This window comes from Vibrio sp. 10N.261.54.E10 (assembly GCF_002877735.2).
In the GTDB taxonomy this organism is placed as follows: Bacteria; Pseudomonadota; Gammaproteobacteria; order Enterobacterales; family Vibrionaceae; genus Vibrio; species Vibrio crassostreae_C.
Genome location: NZ_MCXE02000003.1, coordinates 204,396 through 221,667 on the forward strand (window position 1 = coordinate 204,396; position 17,272 = coordinate 221,667).

Consider the following 17,272-nt stretch of genomic DNA (forward strand, 5'->3'; position numbering starts at 1 on the left):
GTGGAAATCGCCGTCCTAGCCGAGAGTGATAACACAAAGACGGTTCTGTAATAGACCTAGAAACTGAACACAAAGGAAGTTGCCAGTTCATTAGGAATGTAGGCACAAGGAGAGATGCAATGAGTGAAGCCCACGTTTATCCGGTAAAAGAAAATATTAAATCAACCACACACGCGGATAATGACACTTACCTAGCCATGTACCAGCAATCTGTTTCTGACCCTGAAGGCTTTTGGGGTGAACACGGAAAAATCGTTGATTGGATCAAACCTTTCACACAAGTAAAAAACACCTCTTTCGATCCTGGCCACATTGATATTCGCTGGTTTGAAGATGGCACGCTTAACGTTTCGGCTAACTGTATCGACCGCCACCTTGCTGAGCGCGGTGATGAAGTCGCTATCATCTGGGAAGGCGATGACCCGGCAGATGATAAAACTCTAACTTTTAATGAACTGCATAAAGAAGTGTGCCTGTTTTCGAATGCTCTAAAAGAGCAAGGCGTGCGCAAAGGTGATGTGGTTTGTTTATACATGCCAATGGTGCCAGAAGCGGCAGTAGCCATGCTGGCGTGTACCCGTATCGGTGCGGTTCACACAGTCGTATTTGGTGGTTTCTCACCAGAAGCACTGTCTGGTCGTATTATCGATTCAAATTCTAAAGTCGTTATCACTGCCGATGAAGGCGTGCGTGGCGGCCGTGCTGTTCCACTGAAAAAGAATGTCGATGAAGCACTGACGAACCCTGAAGTGAAAAACATCGAGAAGGTTGTTGTATTCAAACGCACTGGCGGTGATGTGGCATGGCACGAACATCGCGATGTGTGGTGGCACGATGCTATTGCTAATGTATCTGCAGATTGCCCACCAGAAGAGATGAACGCAGAAGATCCACTATTCATCCTTTATACGTCAGGCTCAACAGGTAAACCTAAAGGCGTTATGCACACCACAGGTGGCTACCTTGTTTATGCTGCGATGACCTTCAAATACGTATTCGATTACCAAGAAGGCGAGACTTTCTGGTGTACAGCCGATGTGGGTTGGATTACCGGTCACACATATCTTGTTTACGGACCGCTTGCTAATGGCGCAAAAACGATTCTGTTTGAAGGCGTGCCAAATTACCCGAACACCAGCCGCATGAGCGAAGTGGTCGATAAGCACCAAGTTAATATTCTTTATACGGCGCCAACGGCTATTCGTGCATTGATGGCGAAAGGCAATGAAGCCGTTGAAGGTACTTCTCGTGACAGCCTAAGAATCATGGGCTCAGTGGGTGAACCTATCAACCCAGAGGCGTGGGAGTGGTACTACAAAACAATCGGTAATGAGCAATCTCCAATTGTTGATACATGGTGGCAAACAGAAACGGGCGGTATCTTGATTGCACCGCTACCAGGCGCAACAGACCTGAAACCGGGCTCTGCAACTCGTCCATTCTTCGGTGTGCAACCGGCACTGGTTGATAACATGGGTAACATCATTGAGGGTGCAACAGACGGCAACCTAGTGATTCTTGACTCTTGGCCAGGCCAAATGCGTACCGTTCATGGCGATCATGACCGCTTCGAACAGACTTACTTCTCGACCTTTAAAGGCATGTACTTCACCAGTGACGGCGCTCGTCGTGATGAAGACGGTTACTACTGGATTACGGGGCGTGTCGATGATGTACTTAACGTATCAGGTCACCGTATGGGTACTGCTGAGATTGAATCGGCTCTAGTCGCGTTCGATAAGATTGCAGAAGCCGCGATTGTGGGCATCCCTCATGATATTAAAGGCCAAGCGATTTACGCTTACATCACGCTGAATGATGGTGAGTTCCCAACCGCAGAGCTTCATAAAGAAGTAAAAGACTGGGTACGTAAAGAGATTGGCCCAATTGCAACGCCAGATGTACTGCACTGGACCGACTCTCTACCAAAAACTCGTTCGGGTAAAATCATGCGTCGTATCCTGCGTAAAATCGCGACTGGCGATACAGGTAACCTAGGTGATACCTCGACACTGGCCGACCCAAGTGTGGTTGATAAGCTGATTGCCGAGAAAGCAGAACTGGCATAAGCAACCAGTCACAGCAGCTAATCACTGTTTAAAACAGCACTTTCTAAACCGTCACCTATGTGGCGGTTTTTTTATGGCTGATCTTGATCTCAAATATCCCGCCCCAAATTAAGGCTAAGACGCTTTTTTGTTAAGTTGGTAACAATTCCAAGCTGTATCAATAGGAGATTAGACCAGTAAATTGCTGCGATTTGCGCTGAATTAGCTATAATCTGGTTCTAATTTTTAAATTTGGGTTTTTCTCACTGGAAATTAACCGCAAATTTTCAATAAAATGGCAACATTCACGTTCGTAAACACGATAAAGGAAGATAGCCCCACGATGTCTACAAAGTTTCGCATTCTAGTTTTAAATGGCCCAAACCTTAACCTGTTAGGCCTTAGAGAGCCCGCACACTACGGTTCTCAAACACTTGACCAGATTATTAGCTCACTGACCGAGCAAGCGAAAGCACACGATGTTGAGCTATCTCACTTACAGTCAAATCGTGAGTACGAACTGATTGAAGCTATCCATAGTGCTTATCAAAATGTTGATTTTATTATTATCAACCCAGCAGCCTTTACACATACCAGTGTGGCACTGCGTGATGCACTACTTGGCGTTGCCATACCATTTATTGAGGTTCATCTATCGAATGTTCACGCGCGTGAACCATTCCGTCACCACTCTTACCTATCTGATAAAGCAGAAGGTGTGATTTGTGGCTTAGGTGCCCAAGGTTATCAATTTGCTTTGACCGCTGCGCTCAGCAAGCTCAACTCAAAGTAAACATAAACAACGAACTATTACTAACCTACTCAGTCATAGAGTAAGTTCAATTAACAGATAAAGAGAAAGAAACAATGGATATTCGCAAAATCAAAAAGCTAATCGAATTGGTTGAAGAGTCTGGTATTTCTGAGCTAGAAATCTCTGAAGGTGAAGAGTCAGTACGAATCAGTCGTAACAGCACTGCACCTGTAGCACCTGTTCAATATGCAGCTGCTCCAGCACCTGTAGCGGCAGCAGCTCCTGCGGCGGCACCTGTAGCAGCAGAAGCAGCAGCTCCTGCAGTTCCAGCTGGTCACCAAGTTCTTTCTCCAATGGTTGGTACTTTCTACGGCGCTCCAAGCCCAGACGCAAAACCATTCGTTAAAGTTGGTCAATCTGTAACTGCTGGCGAAACGCTATGTATCGTTGAAGCAATGAAAATGATGAACCAAATCGAAGCTGATAAATCTGGTGTTGTAACAGCTATCCTAGTTGAAGACGGTCAACCAGTAGAATTCGACCAAGCTCTAGTAATTATCGAATAATAGAGAGCACTCATTATGTTAGATAAATTAGTAATCGCGAACCGTGGTGAGATTGCACTACGTATTCTGCGTGCATGTAAAGAGCTTGGCATTAAAACGGTAGCGGTTCACTCAACTGCTGACCGTGACCTTAAGCACGTACTGCTTGCAGACGAAACCATTTGTATCGGTCCAGCTCGTGGTATCGATAGCTACCTAAACATCCCTCGTATCATCAGCGCAGCTGAAGTTACAGGTGCAGTAGCTGTTCACCCTGGCTACGGCTTCCTATCTGAAAATGCAGACTTTGCAGAACAGGTAGAGCGCAGTGGCTTTATCTTCGTTGGCCCTAAAGCTGAAACCATTCGCATGATGGGTGACAAAGTGTCAGCTATCACGTCAATGAAGAAAGCTGGCGTACCTTGTGTACCAGGTTCTGACGGCCCTCTTGATGATGATGAAGTGAAAAACAAAGCGCACGCTAAACGCATTGGCTTCCCAGTTATCATCAAGGCATCTGGCGGCGGCGGCGGTCGTGGTATGCGTGTTGTTCGTTCTGAAGCAGAATTAACAGAAGCTATCGCGATGACTCGTGCTGAAGCAAAAGCATGTTTCAACAACGACATGGTTTACATGGAGAAATTCCTAGAAAACCCACGTCACATTGAAGTACAAGTGCTTGCAGATGGCCAAGGTAATGCTATCCACCTAGGTGAGCGTGACTGTTCAATGCAACGTCGTCACCAGAAAGTTGTGGAAGAAGCGCCAGCTCCAGGTATCACTGAAGAGATGCGTAAGTACATTGGCGAACGTTGTACTCGTGCATGTATTGAGATCGGTTACCGCGGTGCAGGTACATTTGAATTCCTATACGAGAACGGTGAATTCTACTTCATCGAAATGAACACTCGTATCCAGGTTGAACACACGATTACTGAAATGGTAACGGGTATCGACCTAGTGAAAGAACAGCTACGTATTGCAGCTGGTCAGCCTCTATCATTCACTCAGGATGACATTAAGCTGCGTGGCCACTCAATCGAATGTCGTATCAATGCTGAAGATCCAGTTCGTTTCCTACCTTCACCAGGTAAGATTGAACGTTTCCACGCACCAGGCGGCATGGGCGTACGTTGGGAATCTCACATCTACACGGGTTACACAGTGCCACCACACTACGATTCAATGATTGGTAAGCTGATCACTTACGGTGAGAACCGTGATGTTGCTATCGCTCGTATGAAGAACGCATTGGGTGAAATGATTGTTGAAGGTATTAACGTTAATACTGAGCTTCAACTGTCTATTATGAACGACGAAAACTTCCAACACGGTGGTGCAAACATCCACTACCTTGAGAAGAAACTTGGTTTGTCATAATCCGTTCGTTTAAGAACAGTCAAAATGCTCACTTCGGTGAGCATTTTTGTTTTTGAACCGCCGAAAAAATCAATCTTTAATCCCCATTATATTCCGTGGGGTTTTGGTGAATTTGCTCATATTTTCTGCTAGACTCGCCATCCAATTTTTCTCATATAGAAGATGCAGCCATGCCTTGGATTCAAATCAAGCTTAATGCTACCAATGAAAATGCCGAACAAATCGGCGACATGTTAATGGAAGAGACTGGTGCTCTTTCTGTAACTTTCCTGGATGCACAAGATACCCCTGTATTTGAGCCTCTGCCAGGCGAAACTCGCCTTTGGGGTGATACTGACATTCTCGCGCTTTACGACGCTGAGACTGATACTGGTGTCGTTCTAGCGCAGATTAAAGCAAGCAACATGTTCCCTGCAGACTTTGCTCATAAAGTAGAGCAAATTGAAGACAAGGATTGGGAGCGTGAATGGATGGACAACTTCCACCCAATGAAGTTTGGTGAGCGTTTATGGATCTGCCCTAGCTGGCGCGATATCCCTGAACCTGACGCTGTTAACGTAATGCTAGACCCTGGCCTTGCATTTGGTACAGGTACTCACCCGACAACGGCATTGTGTCTTGAGTGGCTTGAAGGCTTAGACCTTGCAGGCAAAACCGTGATCGACTTCGGTTGTGGCTCAGGCATCCTAGCGATCGCTGCGATCAAACTAGGCGCAGCAAAAGTTATCGGGATCGACATTGATCCTCAAGCTCTGCTTGCATCAAAAGACAACGCACAACGCAATGGCGTTGCTGAGCAACTAGAGGTGTTCTTGCCACAAGATCAACCGGAAGGTTTGCTAGCAGACGTTGTTGTTGCCAACATTCTTGCGGGTCCATTACGCGACCTTTCTGGCATCATCAAGGGCCTAGTTAAGCCAAATGGTGTACTTGCGATGTCGGGTGTTTTAGATACACAAGCAGAAGATGTTGCCACTTATTATCGTGATGAGCTTCACATTGATCCGATCATCGAACAACAAGAATGGTGTCGAATCTCAGGTCGCAAGCAAGGCTAGACAAGACTTTGGGCGCTAATTGACTGAAATTTAAACAAATTACAAAAACAAATTGTAAATGCTCAAATATTAGTCTTTTCACGCAGCGAAAAAATGCGTAAAATGCGCGCCCTTGCTGGTACAGAACTGTGATGACATTTTTGAAAATCGGAAATTATCAACTTAAGAACAATCTAATCGTCGCTCCTATGGCTGGCGTAACGGATAGACCATTCCGTGAGTTGTGTCTTCGCTACGGTGCGGGGATGGCAGTCAGTGAAATGATGTCCTCCAATCCGAAAGTTTGGAAAACGTCAAAGTCTCAGCAGCGTATGGTACATGAAGGCGAATCGGGCATTCGTTCAGTACAAATCGCTGGTGCAGATCCACAGCTTATGGCCGAGGCTGCTCAATTTAATGTCGATAACGGTGCGCAAATCATCGATATCAACATGGGTTGTCCAGCCAAAAAAGTGAATAAGAAGCTTGCGGGCTCAGCTTTACTGCAGCATCCAGAACTCATTGAAGACATTCTGAAAGCGGTGGTAAATGCTGTCGACGTTCCAGTAACGTTGAAAACGCGCACAGGCTGGGATACAGACAATAGAAACTGTGTCCAAATCGCGAAAATAGCCGAAGACTGCGGCATACAAGCTCTTGCGCTCCATGGAAGAACTCGCGCTTGTATGTACAAAGGTGAGGCAGAATACAAACACATTAAAGCAGCGAAACAAGCAGTATCTATTCCGGTTATCGCTAACGGTGATATCGATAGTCCGGAAAAAGCGAAGTTTGTGCTGGAGTACACCGGCGCTGATGCTTTAATGATAGGTCGACCTGCCCAAGGACGTCCTTGGATTTTTAACGAAATCCTACACTATTTGGAAAACGGCACCACGATGGACCCACTCCCGATTTCGGAAGTGAAAGACATCATGCTTGGTCATGTGCACGCTCTACATGAATTTTATGGAGAGTTTTTAGGCCCTCGCATCGCTCGTAAGCATGTGGGTTGGTATCTAAAAGAACATGAACAAGCGAGTGAGTTTCGCCGTACCTTCAACGCATTCGAAGCAGGTGATCTGCAGCTTGAAGCGCTAGAAGGTTTTTTTGATAACGTTGCACCATAATTACGAGAAGAGCTAGACCGAATATGTTCGAACAAAATCTGACTTCAGAAGCATTGACAGTAACTACAGTTACATCACAAGACCAAATCACGCAGAAGCCACTACGTGACTCAGTTAAAGCATCATTGAAAAATTACCTTGCTCAATTAAACGGTCAAGAAGTCAGCGAGTTATACGAATTAGTATTAGCTGAAGTTGAACAGCCACTACTAGACACTATCATGCAGTACACTCGCGGTAACCAAACTCGCGCAGCAACCATGATGGGTATTAACCGCGGTACTCTTCGCAAGAAACTTAAAAAATACGGCATGAACTAATCGTTCTTTCGTAATTTATTGAATTGAAAGCCAAGCTCATTGTTGAGTTTGGCTTTTTTTTGGCTTGTCGATCCGTGATAGTGGCTGATTACTCTCCAGTGCGACAACAGCGCCCTTTGTCGACGTTTGCGGAATCCAAGGCTGCTAGAATCGAACAATGGCTTGCATCATCGTCTACGTGACCACAACACGCATCATTAATCTTTTTAAGTGCGGTGCGAATCTTAGTTAACTCGGTAATCTTCTCATCAATCATCTCTAATTTTGCTGAGGTAATCGACTTCACTTCAGAGCAACTGTGCTGTGTGGCCTCGAGGCGAATCTCAAGCAATTCTTTAATCTCGTCCAAACTCAGCCCCAACGCTTTAGATTTGAGAATAAACGTCACCTGTTTCTGGTTATTTTCATCATATAGGCGATAACCCGAGTCACTGCGACTGGCTGGCGCGATCAGGTTATTCTTCTCATAAAATCGCAAGGTATCGGCTGTCACACCGCATCGCTTCGCTAATTCACCGATCTGAAACATGTTTTTTCCTACTGTTTCGTCCATTCCACAATTAACCTTATCGTTACTTTTCAGGCTAAAATGGCACTTTTCATAATTAATTTTGAGATGCCAAACGATTGCGCGAGCTTTTTTGTAATAAATTAGTTAGAATCTGCGCCATCAAATTTGGAGTTGGTTATCTTATAGCTTAATCATAAGACTAACCCAAAAGGTCTTTACCAAAACTGGCCAATATTTTATCTCTTACTGGTATCTAAGATAATCCACGCTAAGAAGATAGAAACAAGTTCTTTTTTGGCAAATATCTTTATTTTAACCCCATGAATTTGAGGAAGATGGAAGCATGAATAACGCTCGTCCAATTCGCCGCGCTCTAATCAGCGTATCAGACAAAACTGGTATCGTTGAATTTGCACAAGCTCTTGCTAACCGTGGTGTAGATATCCTATCTACCGGTGGCACTGCTCGCCTGCTTGCTGATAAAGGCATCTCTGTTACAGAAGTATCTGACTACACTGGTTTCCCAGAAATGATGGATGGCCGTGTTAAGACTCTGCACCCAAAAGTTCATGGTGGTGTTCTAGGCCGTCGTGGCCAAGATGATGACGTGATGGAAACTCACGGTATCAACCCTATCGATATGGTTGTTGTAAACCTATACCCATTCGCAGAAACCGTTGCTAAAGAAGGTTGTACCCTTGCTGATGCTGTTGAGAACATCGACATCGGCGGCCCTACAATGGTTCGCTCTGCAGCGAAAAACCACAAAGACGTAACGATCGTTGTTAACGCACACGACTACGAGCGCGTTGTCGCTGAAATGGACACGAACGATAAATCTCTAACACTAGAGACTCGCTTCGACCTCGCTATCGCAGCATTCGAGCACACCGCTTCTTACGACGGCATGATCGCAAACTACTTCGGCACTATGGTTCCATCTTACGGTGCCTCTCTACTTGATGAAGAAGGAAAGAAGGCTGACGAAGAGTCTAAATTCCCTCGCACGTTCAACCAACAGTTCGAGAAAAAGCAAGACATGCGCTACGGTGAGAACAGCCACCAGGCAGCCGCATTCTACGTTGAAGCAAACCCTGAAGAAGCATCAGTTTCTACAGCTCGCCAGATTCAAGGTAAAGCCCTTTCTTACAACAACATCGCTGACACCGACGCAGCACTTGAGTGTGTGAAAGAGTTCGACCAGCCAGCATGTGTGATCGTTAAGCACGCTAACCCATGTGGTGTTGCACTAGGTGAAGACATCCTAGAAGCTTACGACCGTGCATTCAAAACAGACCCAACGTCTGCATTTGGCGGCATCATCGCTTTCAACCGTGAGCTAGACGCTGCAACAGCAACGGCTATCACTGAGCGTCAATTCGTTGAAGTTATCATTGCACCATCAGTTTCTGCTGAAGCAGTAGCAATCGTAGCGGCTAAGAAAAACCTTCGCCTACTTGAGTGTGGTGAGTGGACAACGAAGACAACTGGCTTTGACGTTAAACGCGTTAACGGTGGTTTGCTAGTTCAAGACCGCGACCAAGGCATGGTGTCTGAAGATGACCTTAAAGTGGTTTCTAAGCGCCAACCTACAGCTGAAGAATTGAAAGATGCTCTATTCTGCTGGAAAGTAGCGAAATACGTTAAATCTAACGCTATCGTTTACTCGAAAGGCGACATGACAATTGGTGTTGGCGCTGGCCAAATGAGCCGCGTTTACTCTGCGAAAATCGCAGGCATCAAAGCTGCAGACGAAGGTCTACAGGTTGAAGGCTGTGTGATGGCATCAGATGCATTCTTCCCATTCCGTGACGGTATCGACGCGGCTGCAGAGGCTGGCATCAAGTGTGTTATCCAACCGGGCGGCTCTATGCGTGATGACGAAGTTATCGCAGCTGCAGACGAGCACGGCATGGCGATGATCTTTACGGGCATGCGTCACTTCCGCCACTAATCAGAATAGGCTCTAGGTTTTCCTAGAGCCTTTTTTATTCGTTTAACCGTTCATTAATGTTGGCGTTTTACTCATCAACGTTAATAGAAATTTTAATTTTTAGAGCAAAATCAGATTGCCTAGTTCAAGGAAAACACGCGGAGCTTATGACTATAAGTGAGCATGTTTGACGCCGAAATAGGTAATCTGATGAAGCTATCAAAGGTAAAATAAAATGAATGTATTAATTATTGGTGCCGGCGGTCGTGAGCACGCACTAGGTTGGAAAGCAGCACAAAACCCAAACGTTGAAACAGTATTCATCGCTCCAGGTAACGCAGGTACTGCACTTGAGCCAAAACTAGAGAACGTAAACATCGGCGTTGAAGACATCGCTGGTTTAGTCGCGTTTGCTCAAGATAAAAAAATCGAACTGACTATCGTGGGCCCTGAAGCACCATTGGTTATCGGTGTGGTTGATGCATTCCGCGAAGTAGGTTTGCCAATCTTCGGCCCTACTCAAGCTGCAGCACAGCTTGAAGGCTCTAAAGCATTCACTAAAGACTTCCTAGCTCGTCATGATATCCCAACAGGTTACTACTCAAACTTCACTGAGATTGAGCCAGCTATCGCTTACGTTCGCGAGCAAGGCGCTCCTATCGTAGTGAAAGCTGACGGTCTTGCGGCAGGTAAAGGCGTTATCGTTGCGATGACCCTTGAAGAAGCAGAAGACGCAATCAAAGACATGCTAGCGGGCAACGCCTTTGGCGAAGCAGGCAGCCGCGTTGTTATCGAAGAGTTCCTCGAAGGCGAAGAAGCAAGCTTCATCGTAATGGTTGACGGCTCTAGCGTGCTTCCTATGGCCACCAGCCAAGATCACAAACGTGTTGGCGACAAAGACACTGGGCCAAACACGGGCGGCATGGGTGCTTACTCTCCTGCGCCGGTTGTAACTCCAGAAATCCACAACCGTATCCTTGAGGAAGTTATCTACCCAACGGTACGTGGTATGGACGCAGAAGGCGCACCTTACACAGGTTTCCTTTACGCTGGCCTAATGATCGATGCTGACGGCACACCTAAAGTTATCGAATACAACTGCCGCTTTGGCGACCCTGAAACGCAACCTATCATGATGCGTATGGAGTCAGACCTTGTTGAACTTTGCCTAATGGCTATCGACGAGAAGCTCGACGAAGCAGAATCGAAGTGGGATCCACGCGCTTCTATCGGTGTTGTTCTTGCGGCTGGCGGTTACCCTGCTGACTACGCAAAAGGTGACGTTATTTCACTACCAACAAGCGAAGTTGAAGGCCAAAAGGTTTTCCACGCGGGTACGACAAATAATGAAGCTGGCGACGTTGTGACAAACGGCGGTCGTGTACTTTGTGCAACAGCACTGGGCAATACGGTTTCTGAGGCTCAAGAGCGCGCTTACGCGTTGACGAAGCAAGTTAGCTGGAATGGTATGTTCCACCGCAATGATATTGGTTACCGTGCGATTGCGCGCGAACAAGAGCAGTAAACAATCTTGTTGCTCGCTTACTTTCCAATAACAGTAAGCAAATGACAGCAAGTGAATAACAGAAAAAGGCGCCTCAATAGGCGCCTTTTATTATCTCATTTACACAAGAATCTGTATTTGTACAGACAAATAGGCACTTGGCCTACAGTAGGCCAAATACTCTCAATCCTTTGATTACTCGCTATTCTTTCAACAATGATGGCCTAACGACACAATCATGGCTGTCTTCAGCCAGCATCAGTAACTCTTCCACGCTCATCTTACCCAGTGAATCACTGCCAAGAAACGCCGCATAGCTTTCCACAGACGCCAATCGGTCAATCACGAAGCCTGGCAAGGTCTGGTTAAATTCAATGCGATCAAACTCACCACCAGCGCACGTTTTAAAAGAGCTGCCATTCCAGTAACCCTGAATCAGCCTAAGCCCTTCATCATGCTGCTTCGTTGTGGTCTCTAGAACCGACGTCGCTTCTTTCTGATAGTTTTCAAGCTGCTTGGCTTGGATAGGTAAGATTTTGCTATCAATACGATACTGTTGATACACAGCTTCGCCTGACTTATTGAAACGCACATGGACTCGATAGGGAACCAGCTCATTAGAAGAGTTACGCTGCTCGCCTTCACGAATGAATTCACGAAGCACGCCTTCTGACCAAGCATAATCAGTTTGGTACCAGCCGTAATCGCCGACAGTGACGTAGTCAGCTGAAGTATGAGGTTGTGTTAGCTTGTTTGTAACCCAGTAGAAACTCGTCGCGTCGCCCATGACTTGGCCGCCAGTGTGAGTTTCAAATTGCTCTAGGTTTTTGCGAGGGCTTGTTGAAGAACAGCCAATAAGAAATGTAGATAATAGTGAAACGAGAAGAAATGCTTTTTTCATAAAAACCTGTACCGAGGTGGAATACGACTACCTCGGTACAGTTTAGATTATTTCACTGAATCTTTCAGCGCTTTACCTGCAACAAATGCTGGAACATTTGCAGCAGCGATTTGGATCTCATCACCAGTTTTTGGGTTACGACCAGTGCGAGCTGCACGGTGGTTTACTTTAAAAGTACCAAAACCAATTAGCTGAACTTGATCGCCATCTTTAAGAGCATCTGTAACACCGCCAAGAGTCGCTTCTAGAGCAGCTTTAGCTTGTGCTTTAGAAAGGTCCGCTTTTTCAGCAATAAAGTCGATTAATTGAGTCTTGTTCATTTTAGGTTTCCCTTCTTTGTATTTTTGAATTCAATTCACTCTAAAACATAAATGCCCCATCTGGCAAAGGTTTGTCGTCGATCTTTAGCTCTAATGCCGTAGTTTTAGCCATAATATGAGTAATAACTCACAATTTGTTACTGATTTTATTAAGCAAGCCCTTGTTTAAAAGGGGCTGAGAGCAAAATTAATGATGACCTAGCCACTACTTTTTCACTATAATCCACGCTGAATCGCTGCTAAAGCGTACAATTTAATTTAAGGGCAAACATGCTGCTGCTATCTATTTACATCTCCATTGCTATTGGAGTTTCTTTCATTTGTTCTGTTTTGGAAGCTGTACTTTTGAGTATTAGTCCGAGCTACATTGCTCAACTAAAACAAAATGGGCACCCTGCAGCAGAGTCTTTAGACAAACTGAAAACAGATATTGACCGCCCGCTTGCGTCAATTTTAACGCTCAACACCATCGCCCATACTATCGGTGCTGCGACAGCAGGTGCACAAGCGGCTGTCGTTTTTGGTAGCCAATGGTTAGGTGTCTTCTCTGCCGTGCTAACGCTAGGTATCTTGGTATTATCTGAGATTGTTCCAAAAACCATTGGTGCAACCTACTGGCGTCAACTTGCTCCTGCTTCGGCAAGCGTGCTTCGTTGGATGGTGTTCTTCCTAACACCGTTTGTATGGTTCTCAGAACAGATCACCAAACGTCTTGCTCGTGGCCACCAAGCACCAAAAATGCGTGATGAGTTATCTGCAATGGCGATTTTGGCAAAAGAGAGCGGTGAATTTGCAGAAGGCGAGTCAAAAATCCTGAGCAACCTACTGGGTATTCAAGATGTACCCGTGACTCAGGTAATGACGCCGCGCCCAGTGGTATTCCGTGTTGATGCGGAAATGAGTGTGAATACGTTCCTAGAACAACATAAAGACACGCCATTCTCACGTCCGCTGGTTTACAGCGAGCAGAGTGACAACATCATCGGTTTTGTTCACCGCTTAGAGCTGTTTAGATTGCAGCAAGCCGGTTGTGGTGAGAAAGCTTTGGGTGAAGTAATGCGCCCTATCCACGTGTTGCTGAACAACATGGGCTTGGCTAAGGCCTTTGACCAGATGATGGCAAACCGCCTGCAACTGTCTTTAGTTGTGGACGAATACGGCACTATTCAGGGCATCATCACCCTAGAAGACATCTTTGAGCACCTAGTGGGCGAAGAGATTGTCGACGAAGCGGATAAGACGACTGACATGCAAGAACTGGCGTTCCAACGCTGGGAGAAGTGGAAAGAGACACACGGTGTTATCGAAAACCGCGATGACGAGGACGAGGAAGAAACTCCAGCAGACAACGACTCTTCAGATGCAAAATCAACGAATGACGACGACGCATCAAAAGATAAGGCATCAAAAGACAAAGTGTAGAACGAAGACAAAAAAGACGCTTAATCTAAATTTGATACCGTCAGATACAACAAAGGCTCCCTAGGGAGCCTTTGTTTTTATTCGTACCTTGGTGCAATTGCGAATTATAGCGCAACACCAATGTTACTGACTGGGTCTTCACGCAGTTCGTGGCGTAGGTCTTTGATCAGCTCTAAGTCACGCTCAGTCGTTTCACGTAGAGGTCGGAAAATGGCCCACTGAACGTCCCACTCTTCACACACCGCTTCGTTTTCTTTCTGGTTTTCGTTCGTCACTTCTTCAGCGCCTTGAGCAAACTCAAGCTCAGCAACCGTCTTCACCGATTGTTGACTCACTTTAATTACCGCTTCCAACATATGTTCACGGTCAAGCAGACCATGAATTAGCGTTGCTAGGCCTTGGCATGCGTCCATTGCTGGGTAAACACCATAAAAATCAAAATCATCACCGCTAGGGAATAGCTCTTCAACCTTCTCAAGTTGACGCTCAAAGTTCACCTTTGCTGTTTTAACCGTCAGGATTTCCCAAATGCTATCCAAAACATCACGATAGATTCGAGCTTCCGCAAATTCTGTATTCTCACAAAACATGGCATAGTTAGGGTACATACGCTCACATAGACACGCCATAAAGGTAATTTGTTGCCAAGGTTCTAACTTTTCAAGACGAACCTGCAGTGGATTCTGAAGCATAGTCACTCAATAATTGCAGAAAAAGACAGCGAAAGTGTACTTGATAAACCCTGGGGGGAAAAGGTAAGCCGATGAACAATTTTACGAATAAGCTCTATATTCTTACTGAGCATGACGATACCTATACGCAACTGATTCTAAACCAGGATTTACCCGACCTAGAAATCACTCAAAACCCCAAATCAGCACAGATTGTCTTGGCGTCACCACCTCTAATCGCAGAGCGCCTCGGCGAGTTTAAAGAGCTAGACTGGGTACAGAGTACCTATGCCGGAATCAATAAACTCACTCAGCCAGATCTGCGTCAGGACTATACGCTAACCAACGTCAAAGGCATCTTTGGTCCGGCTATCGCAGAATACGTATTGGGTTACACAATCAGTCACTGTAGACACTTCCCTCATTACCACCAGCATCAACAACAACGAAACTGGCAGCCACAGCTTTATACTAGCCTAACTGACAAAACTATGGTGATTTTAGGAACAGGTTCAATCGGCAGTCATTTAGCAAAAACCGCGGCGGCTTTTGGTATTCATACCATAGGTGTCAACCGTACCGGCATCCCATCCAAACAAGAAACCTTTAAAGAGACTTTCCACATCAATGAGATAGAGGCTGCCCTTAAGCAGGCCGATATTGTGGTCAACACCTTGCCATCAACCGCTGAAACCTATCAACTGTTGAACCAAACCACGTTAGGTTACTGCTCTAATGTGTTGCTGTTTAATGTCGGTCGAGGGGAAAGCATCGACAATAAAGCCTTGTTGCTCGCCATAAAAAACAGATGGGTAGAACACGCATTTTTAGATGTGTTTGAAAGTGAACCCCTCTCTCAGGAACATCCTTTCTGGAAACTACCGCAAGTCACCATCACTCCACACATCGCTGCACTCAGTGAGCCAAGACAAGTAGTCGAGATCTTCGCAGAGAATTACAAACAGTGGCGAGATGGCTTTACACTTAATCATGTCATCGATTTTGAAAAAGGTTACTGATGTCCTCTTCGTTACTTAAAGAGATTCGACAATGCCGAGCTTGTGAGCCTCACCTATCACACGGTGCTAACCCGGTGATTCAAGCGCATCCAAACGCGCGCTTGCTGATCATAGGTCAAGCGCCGGGTATCAAGGTGCATGAGTCGTCCATCCCTTGGAATGACGCCAGTGGCGAACGATTAAGAGGATGGTTAGGGATAGATAGCGATACTTTTTACGACGAGCAAAAAGTCGCGATTGTGCCTATGGGGTTTTGTTATCCGGGGAAAGGGAAAAGTGGTGATCTCCCACCACGCAAAGAGTGCGCGGAGCTTTGGCACAACAAAGTGCTGCAATCTCTACCCAATGTTCAAATGACACTGCTGATTGGCCAGTACGCACAAAACCATTACCTAACAAACAAAACCACCAGCACATTGACCGAAACCGTGCGTGATTGGCAAAGGTGGGCGCCTGAGTTTTTGCCATTACCCCACCCTTCGCCACGCAATAATATCTGGCTCAAGAAGAACCCTTGGTTTGAAAATGAAGTCATTCCTTATATCAGGAAACACATCTCAGAGCATTTGGCCTACCATGATCCAAATACCTAATTAACTGCACACAACAAGATTAAACCGCCATCAAATGCCAATTTCAGGCAATAAAAAAGCGCTGTTGGTTTCCCAACAGCGCTTTCAATAATCTTACTCAGAATTACTTGTGGTAAGGCTTAGACAATTCGTGAACAGCGTCAACGAATACACCAGCGTTCTCTGGCGGTACATCTAAGTGGATACCGTGGCCTAGGTTAAATACATGACCTGTACCACCGTCGCCGAAGCCTTCAAGGATGCTGCCCACTTCTTCGCGAATACGTTCAGGCTGAGCGTAAAGCATTGAAGGATCCATGTTACCTTGCAGAGCAACTTTGTCGCCGATGCGAGCTTTTGCATCTGCGATGTTGATTGTCCAGTCTAGACCAACCGCATCACAACCTGTTGCTGCGATAGACTCAAGCCACATGCCACCGTTCTTAGTGAACAGAGTAACCGGTACTCGACGACCTTCGTTTTCACGGATTAGGCCATCAACGATTTTGTGCATGTATTGCAGTGAGAATAGGTTGTAGTCACGAGGAGTCAGTACACCACCCCATGTATCAAATACCATTACCGATTGAGCACCCGCTTTAATTTGCGCGTTCAAGTATTCGATAACACTGTCAGCCAGCTTGTCTAGAAGCAGGTGCAGCGTTTGTGGTTCTGCGTACATCATCTTCTTGATCTTAGTGAATGCTTTAGAGCTTCCACCTTCAACCATGTATGTCGCTAGAGTCCATGGGCTACCAGAGAAACCAATCAGTGGCACTTCGCCTTTCAGGTCTTTACGGATCTGACGAACGGCATTCATTACGTATTGAAGCTCGCCTTCTGGATCTGGTAGGCCAATCTTCTCTACGTCAGCTTTACACGTGATAGGACGCTCAAATTTAGGGCCTTCACCTGTTTCAAAGTACAAACCTAAGCCCATTGCATCAGGGATAGTTAGGATGTCTGAGAACAAGATTGCCGCATCAAGCGGGAAACGACGTAAAGGTTGAAGTGTTACTTCGGATGCCAGTTCCGCGTTTTTGCACAAAGACATGAAATCGCCCGCTTCAGCGCGCGTTGCTTTGTACTCAGGAAGATAGCGGCCAGCTTGGCGCATCATCCATACCGGTGTGTAATCAACAGGCTGTTTTAAAAGTGCGCGTAAATAGCGATCGTTTTTTAATTCGGTCATTCCGTTAAATTCC

At 45.9% G+C, this 17,272-nt stretch carries 17 protein-coding genes; 12 read left to right on the top strand and 5 right to left on the bottom strand.

Features of this window, described 5'->3' with window-relative positions:
• Window positions 1-119 precede the first annotated feature (119 nt).
• The 7 genes from acs to fis all read left to right on the top strand — a co-directional run bounded on the left by acs (window position 120) and on the right by fis (window position 7,214).
• Window positions 120-2,069: an acetate--CoA ligase gene (acs, locus tag BCU07_RS19835; RefSeq protein ID WP_009844693.1), complete on the top strand. Its 1,950-nt coding sequence runs from the start codon at window positions 120-122 to the stop codon at window positions 2,067-2,069.
• A gap of 322 nt (window positions 2,070-2,391) precedes the next feature.
• Window positions 2,392-2,841, top strand: a complete 450-nt coding sequence (gene aroQ, locus BCU07_RS19840) for a type II 3-dehydroquinate dehydratase (RefSeq protein WP_010435475.1) — start codon at window positions 2,392-2,394, stop codon at window positions 2,839-2,841.
• 74 nt (window positions 2,842-2,915) lie between these two features.
• The gene (accB, locus tag BCU07_RS19845) at window positions 2,916-3,368 is read left to right on the top strand and encodes an acetyl-CoA carboxylase biotin carboxyl carrier protein (RefSeq protein ID WP_017062707.1); all 453 of its coding nucleotides are present in this window, start codon (window positions 2,916-2,918) and stop codon (window positions 3,366-3,368) included.
• Between the two features lie 15 nt (window positions 3,369-3,383).
• Window positions 3,384-4,727, top strand: coding sequence for an acetyl-CoA carboxylase biotin carboxylase subunit (accC, locus tag BCU07_RS19850; protein ID WP_102429029.1), 1,344 nt, complete (start codon window positions 3,384-3,386; stop codon window positions 4,725-4,727).
• 170 nt (window positions 4,728-4,897) lie between these two features.
• The gene (gene prmA, locus BCU07_RS19855) at window positions 4,898-5,785 is read left to right on the top strand and encodes a 50S ribosomal protein L11 methyltransferase (RefSeq protein ID WP_017055901.1); all 888 of its coding nucleotides are present in this window, start codon (window positions 4,898-4,900) and stop codon (window positions 5,783-5,785) included.
• Between the two features lie 140 nt (window positions 5,786-5,925).
• Window positions 5,926-6,894: a tRNA dihydrouridine synthase DusB gene (gene dusB / locus BCU07_RS19860; RefSeq protein ID WP_032546269.1), complete on the top strand. Its 969-nt coding sequence runs from the start codon at window positions 5,926-5,928 to the stop codon at window positions 6,892-6,894.
• A gap of 23 nt (window positions 6,895-6,917) precedes the next feature.
• Window positions 6,918-7,214, top strand: coding sequence for a DNA-binding transcriptional regulator Fis (gene fis, locus BCU07_RS19865; protein WP_004729744.1), 297 nt, complete (start codon window positions 6,918-6,920; stop codon window positions 7,212-7,214).
• 88 nt (window positions 7,215-7,302) lie between these two features.
• Here the strand turns inward: fis and zntR are convergent, their stop codons facing one another.
• On the bottom strand, window positions 7,303-7,743 hold the full coding sequence (gene zntR, locus BCU07_RS19870) for a Zn(2+)-responsive transcriptional regulator (RefSeq protein WP_102429030.1): 441 nt from the start codon (window positions 7,741-7,743) through the stop codon (window positions 7,303-7,305).
• A gap of 325 nt (window positions 7,744-8,068) precedes the next feature.
• Here zntR and purH point away from each other — a divergent pair, with 325 nt between their 5' ends.
• Window positions 8,069-9,679, top strand: a complete 1,611-nt coding sequence (gene purH, locus BCU07_RS19875) for a bifunctional phosphoribosylaminoimidazolecarboxamide formyltransferase/IMP cyclohydrolase (RefSeq protein WP_102429031.1) — start codon at window positions 8,069-8,071, stop codon at window positions 9,677-9,679.
• 214 nt (window positions 9,680-9,893) lie between these two features.
• Window positions 9,894-11,183 carry a phosphoribosylamine--glycine ligase gene (gene purD, locus BCU07_RS19880; protein WP_017062702.1) on the top strand — a complete coding sequence of 430 codons (1,290 nt, stop codon included), beginning with the start codon at window positions 9,894-9,896 and terminating at the stop codon, window positions 11,181-11,183.
• Window positions 11,184-11,364: 181 nt separating this feature from the next.
• Here purD and BCU07_RS19885 read toward each other — a convergent pair whose 3' ends face one another.
• Window positions 11,365-12,063 carry a DUF1481 domain-containing protein gene (locus tag BCU07_RS19885; RefSeq protein WP_017063655.1) on the bottom strand — a complete coding sequence of 233 codons (699 nt, stop codon included), beginning with the start codon at window positions 12,061-12,063 and terminating at the stop codon, window positions 11,365-11,367.
• 47 nt (window positions 12,064-12,110) lie between these two features.
• Window positions 12,111-12,383, bottom strand: coding sequence for a nucleoid-associated protein HU-alpha (hupA, locus tag BCU07_RS19890; RefSeq protein WP_004729753.1), 273 nt, complete (start codon window positions 12,381-12,383; stop codon window positions 12,111-12,113).
• A gap of 270 nt (window positions 12,384-12,653) precedes the next feature.
• On the opposite strand from hupA, the gene BCU07_RS19895 reads away from it, so the two are divergent.
• Window positions 12,654-13,805 carry a CNNM domain-containing protein gene (locus BCU07_RS19895; protein WP_102429032.1) on the top strand — a complete coding sequence of 384 codons (1,152 nt, stop codon included), beginning with the start codon at window positions 12,654-12,656 and terminating at the stop codon, window positions 13,803-13,805.
• 104 nt (window positions 13,806-13,909) lie between these two features.
• On the opposite strand, the gene BCU07_RS19900 is transcribed toward BCU07_RS19895, so the two are convergent.
• The gene (locus BCU07_RS19900; protein ID WP_017062699.1) at window positions 13,910-14,497 is read right to left on the bottom strand and encodes a YjaG family protein; all 588 of its coding nucleotides are present in this window, start codon (window positions 14,495-14,497) and stop codon (window positions 13,910-13,912) included.
• Between the two features lie 71 nt (window positions 14,498-14,568).
• Here BCU07_RS19900 and BCU07_RS19905 point away from each other — a divergent pair, with 71 nt between their 5' ends.
• Together BCU07_RS19905 and BCU07_RS19910 are read left to right on the top strand one after the other, a co-directional pair.
• Window positions 14,569-15,495 (top strand): D-2-hydroxyacid dehydrogenase, encoded by a 927-nt coding sequence (locus tag BCU07_RS19905; RefSeq protein WP_017062698.1) that lies wholly within the window; start codon window positions 14,569-14,571, stop codon window positions 15,493-15,495.
• Window positions 15,495-16,088 (top strand): uracil-DNA glycosylase family protein, encoded by a 594-nt coding sequence (locus BCU07_RS19910; protein WP_102429033.1) that lies wholly within the window; start codon window positions 15,495-15,497, stop codon window positions 16,086-16,088. The genes BCU07_RS19905 and BCU07_RS19910 overlap by 1 nt, the downstream gene beginning before the upstream one ends.
• Window positions 16,089-16,191: 103 nt before the next feature.
• Here the strand turns inward: BCU07_RS19910 and hemE are convergent, their stop codons facing one another.
• Complete coding sequence (hemE, locus tag BCU07_RS19915; RefSeq protein WP_017060530.1) at window positions 16,192-17,259, bottom strand: uroporphyrinogen decarboxylase; 1,068 nt, start codon at window positions 17,257-17,259, stop codon at window positions 16,192-16,194.
• Between the last annotated feature and the right edge of the window lie 13 nt (window positions 17,260-17,272).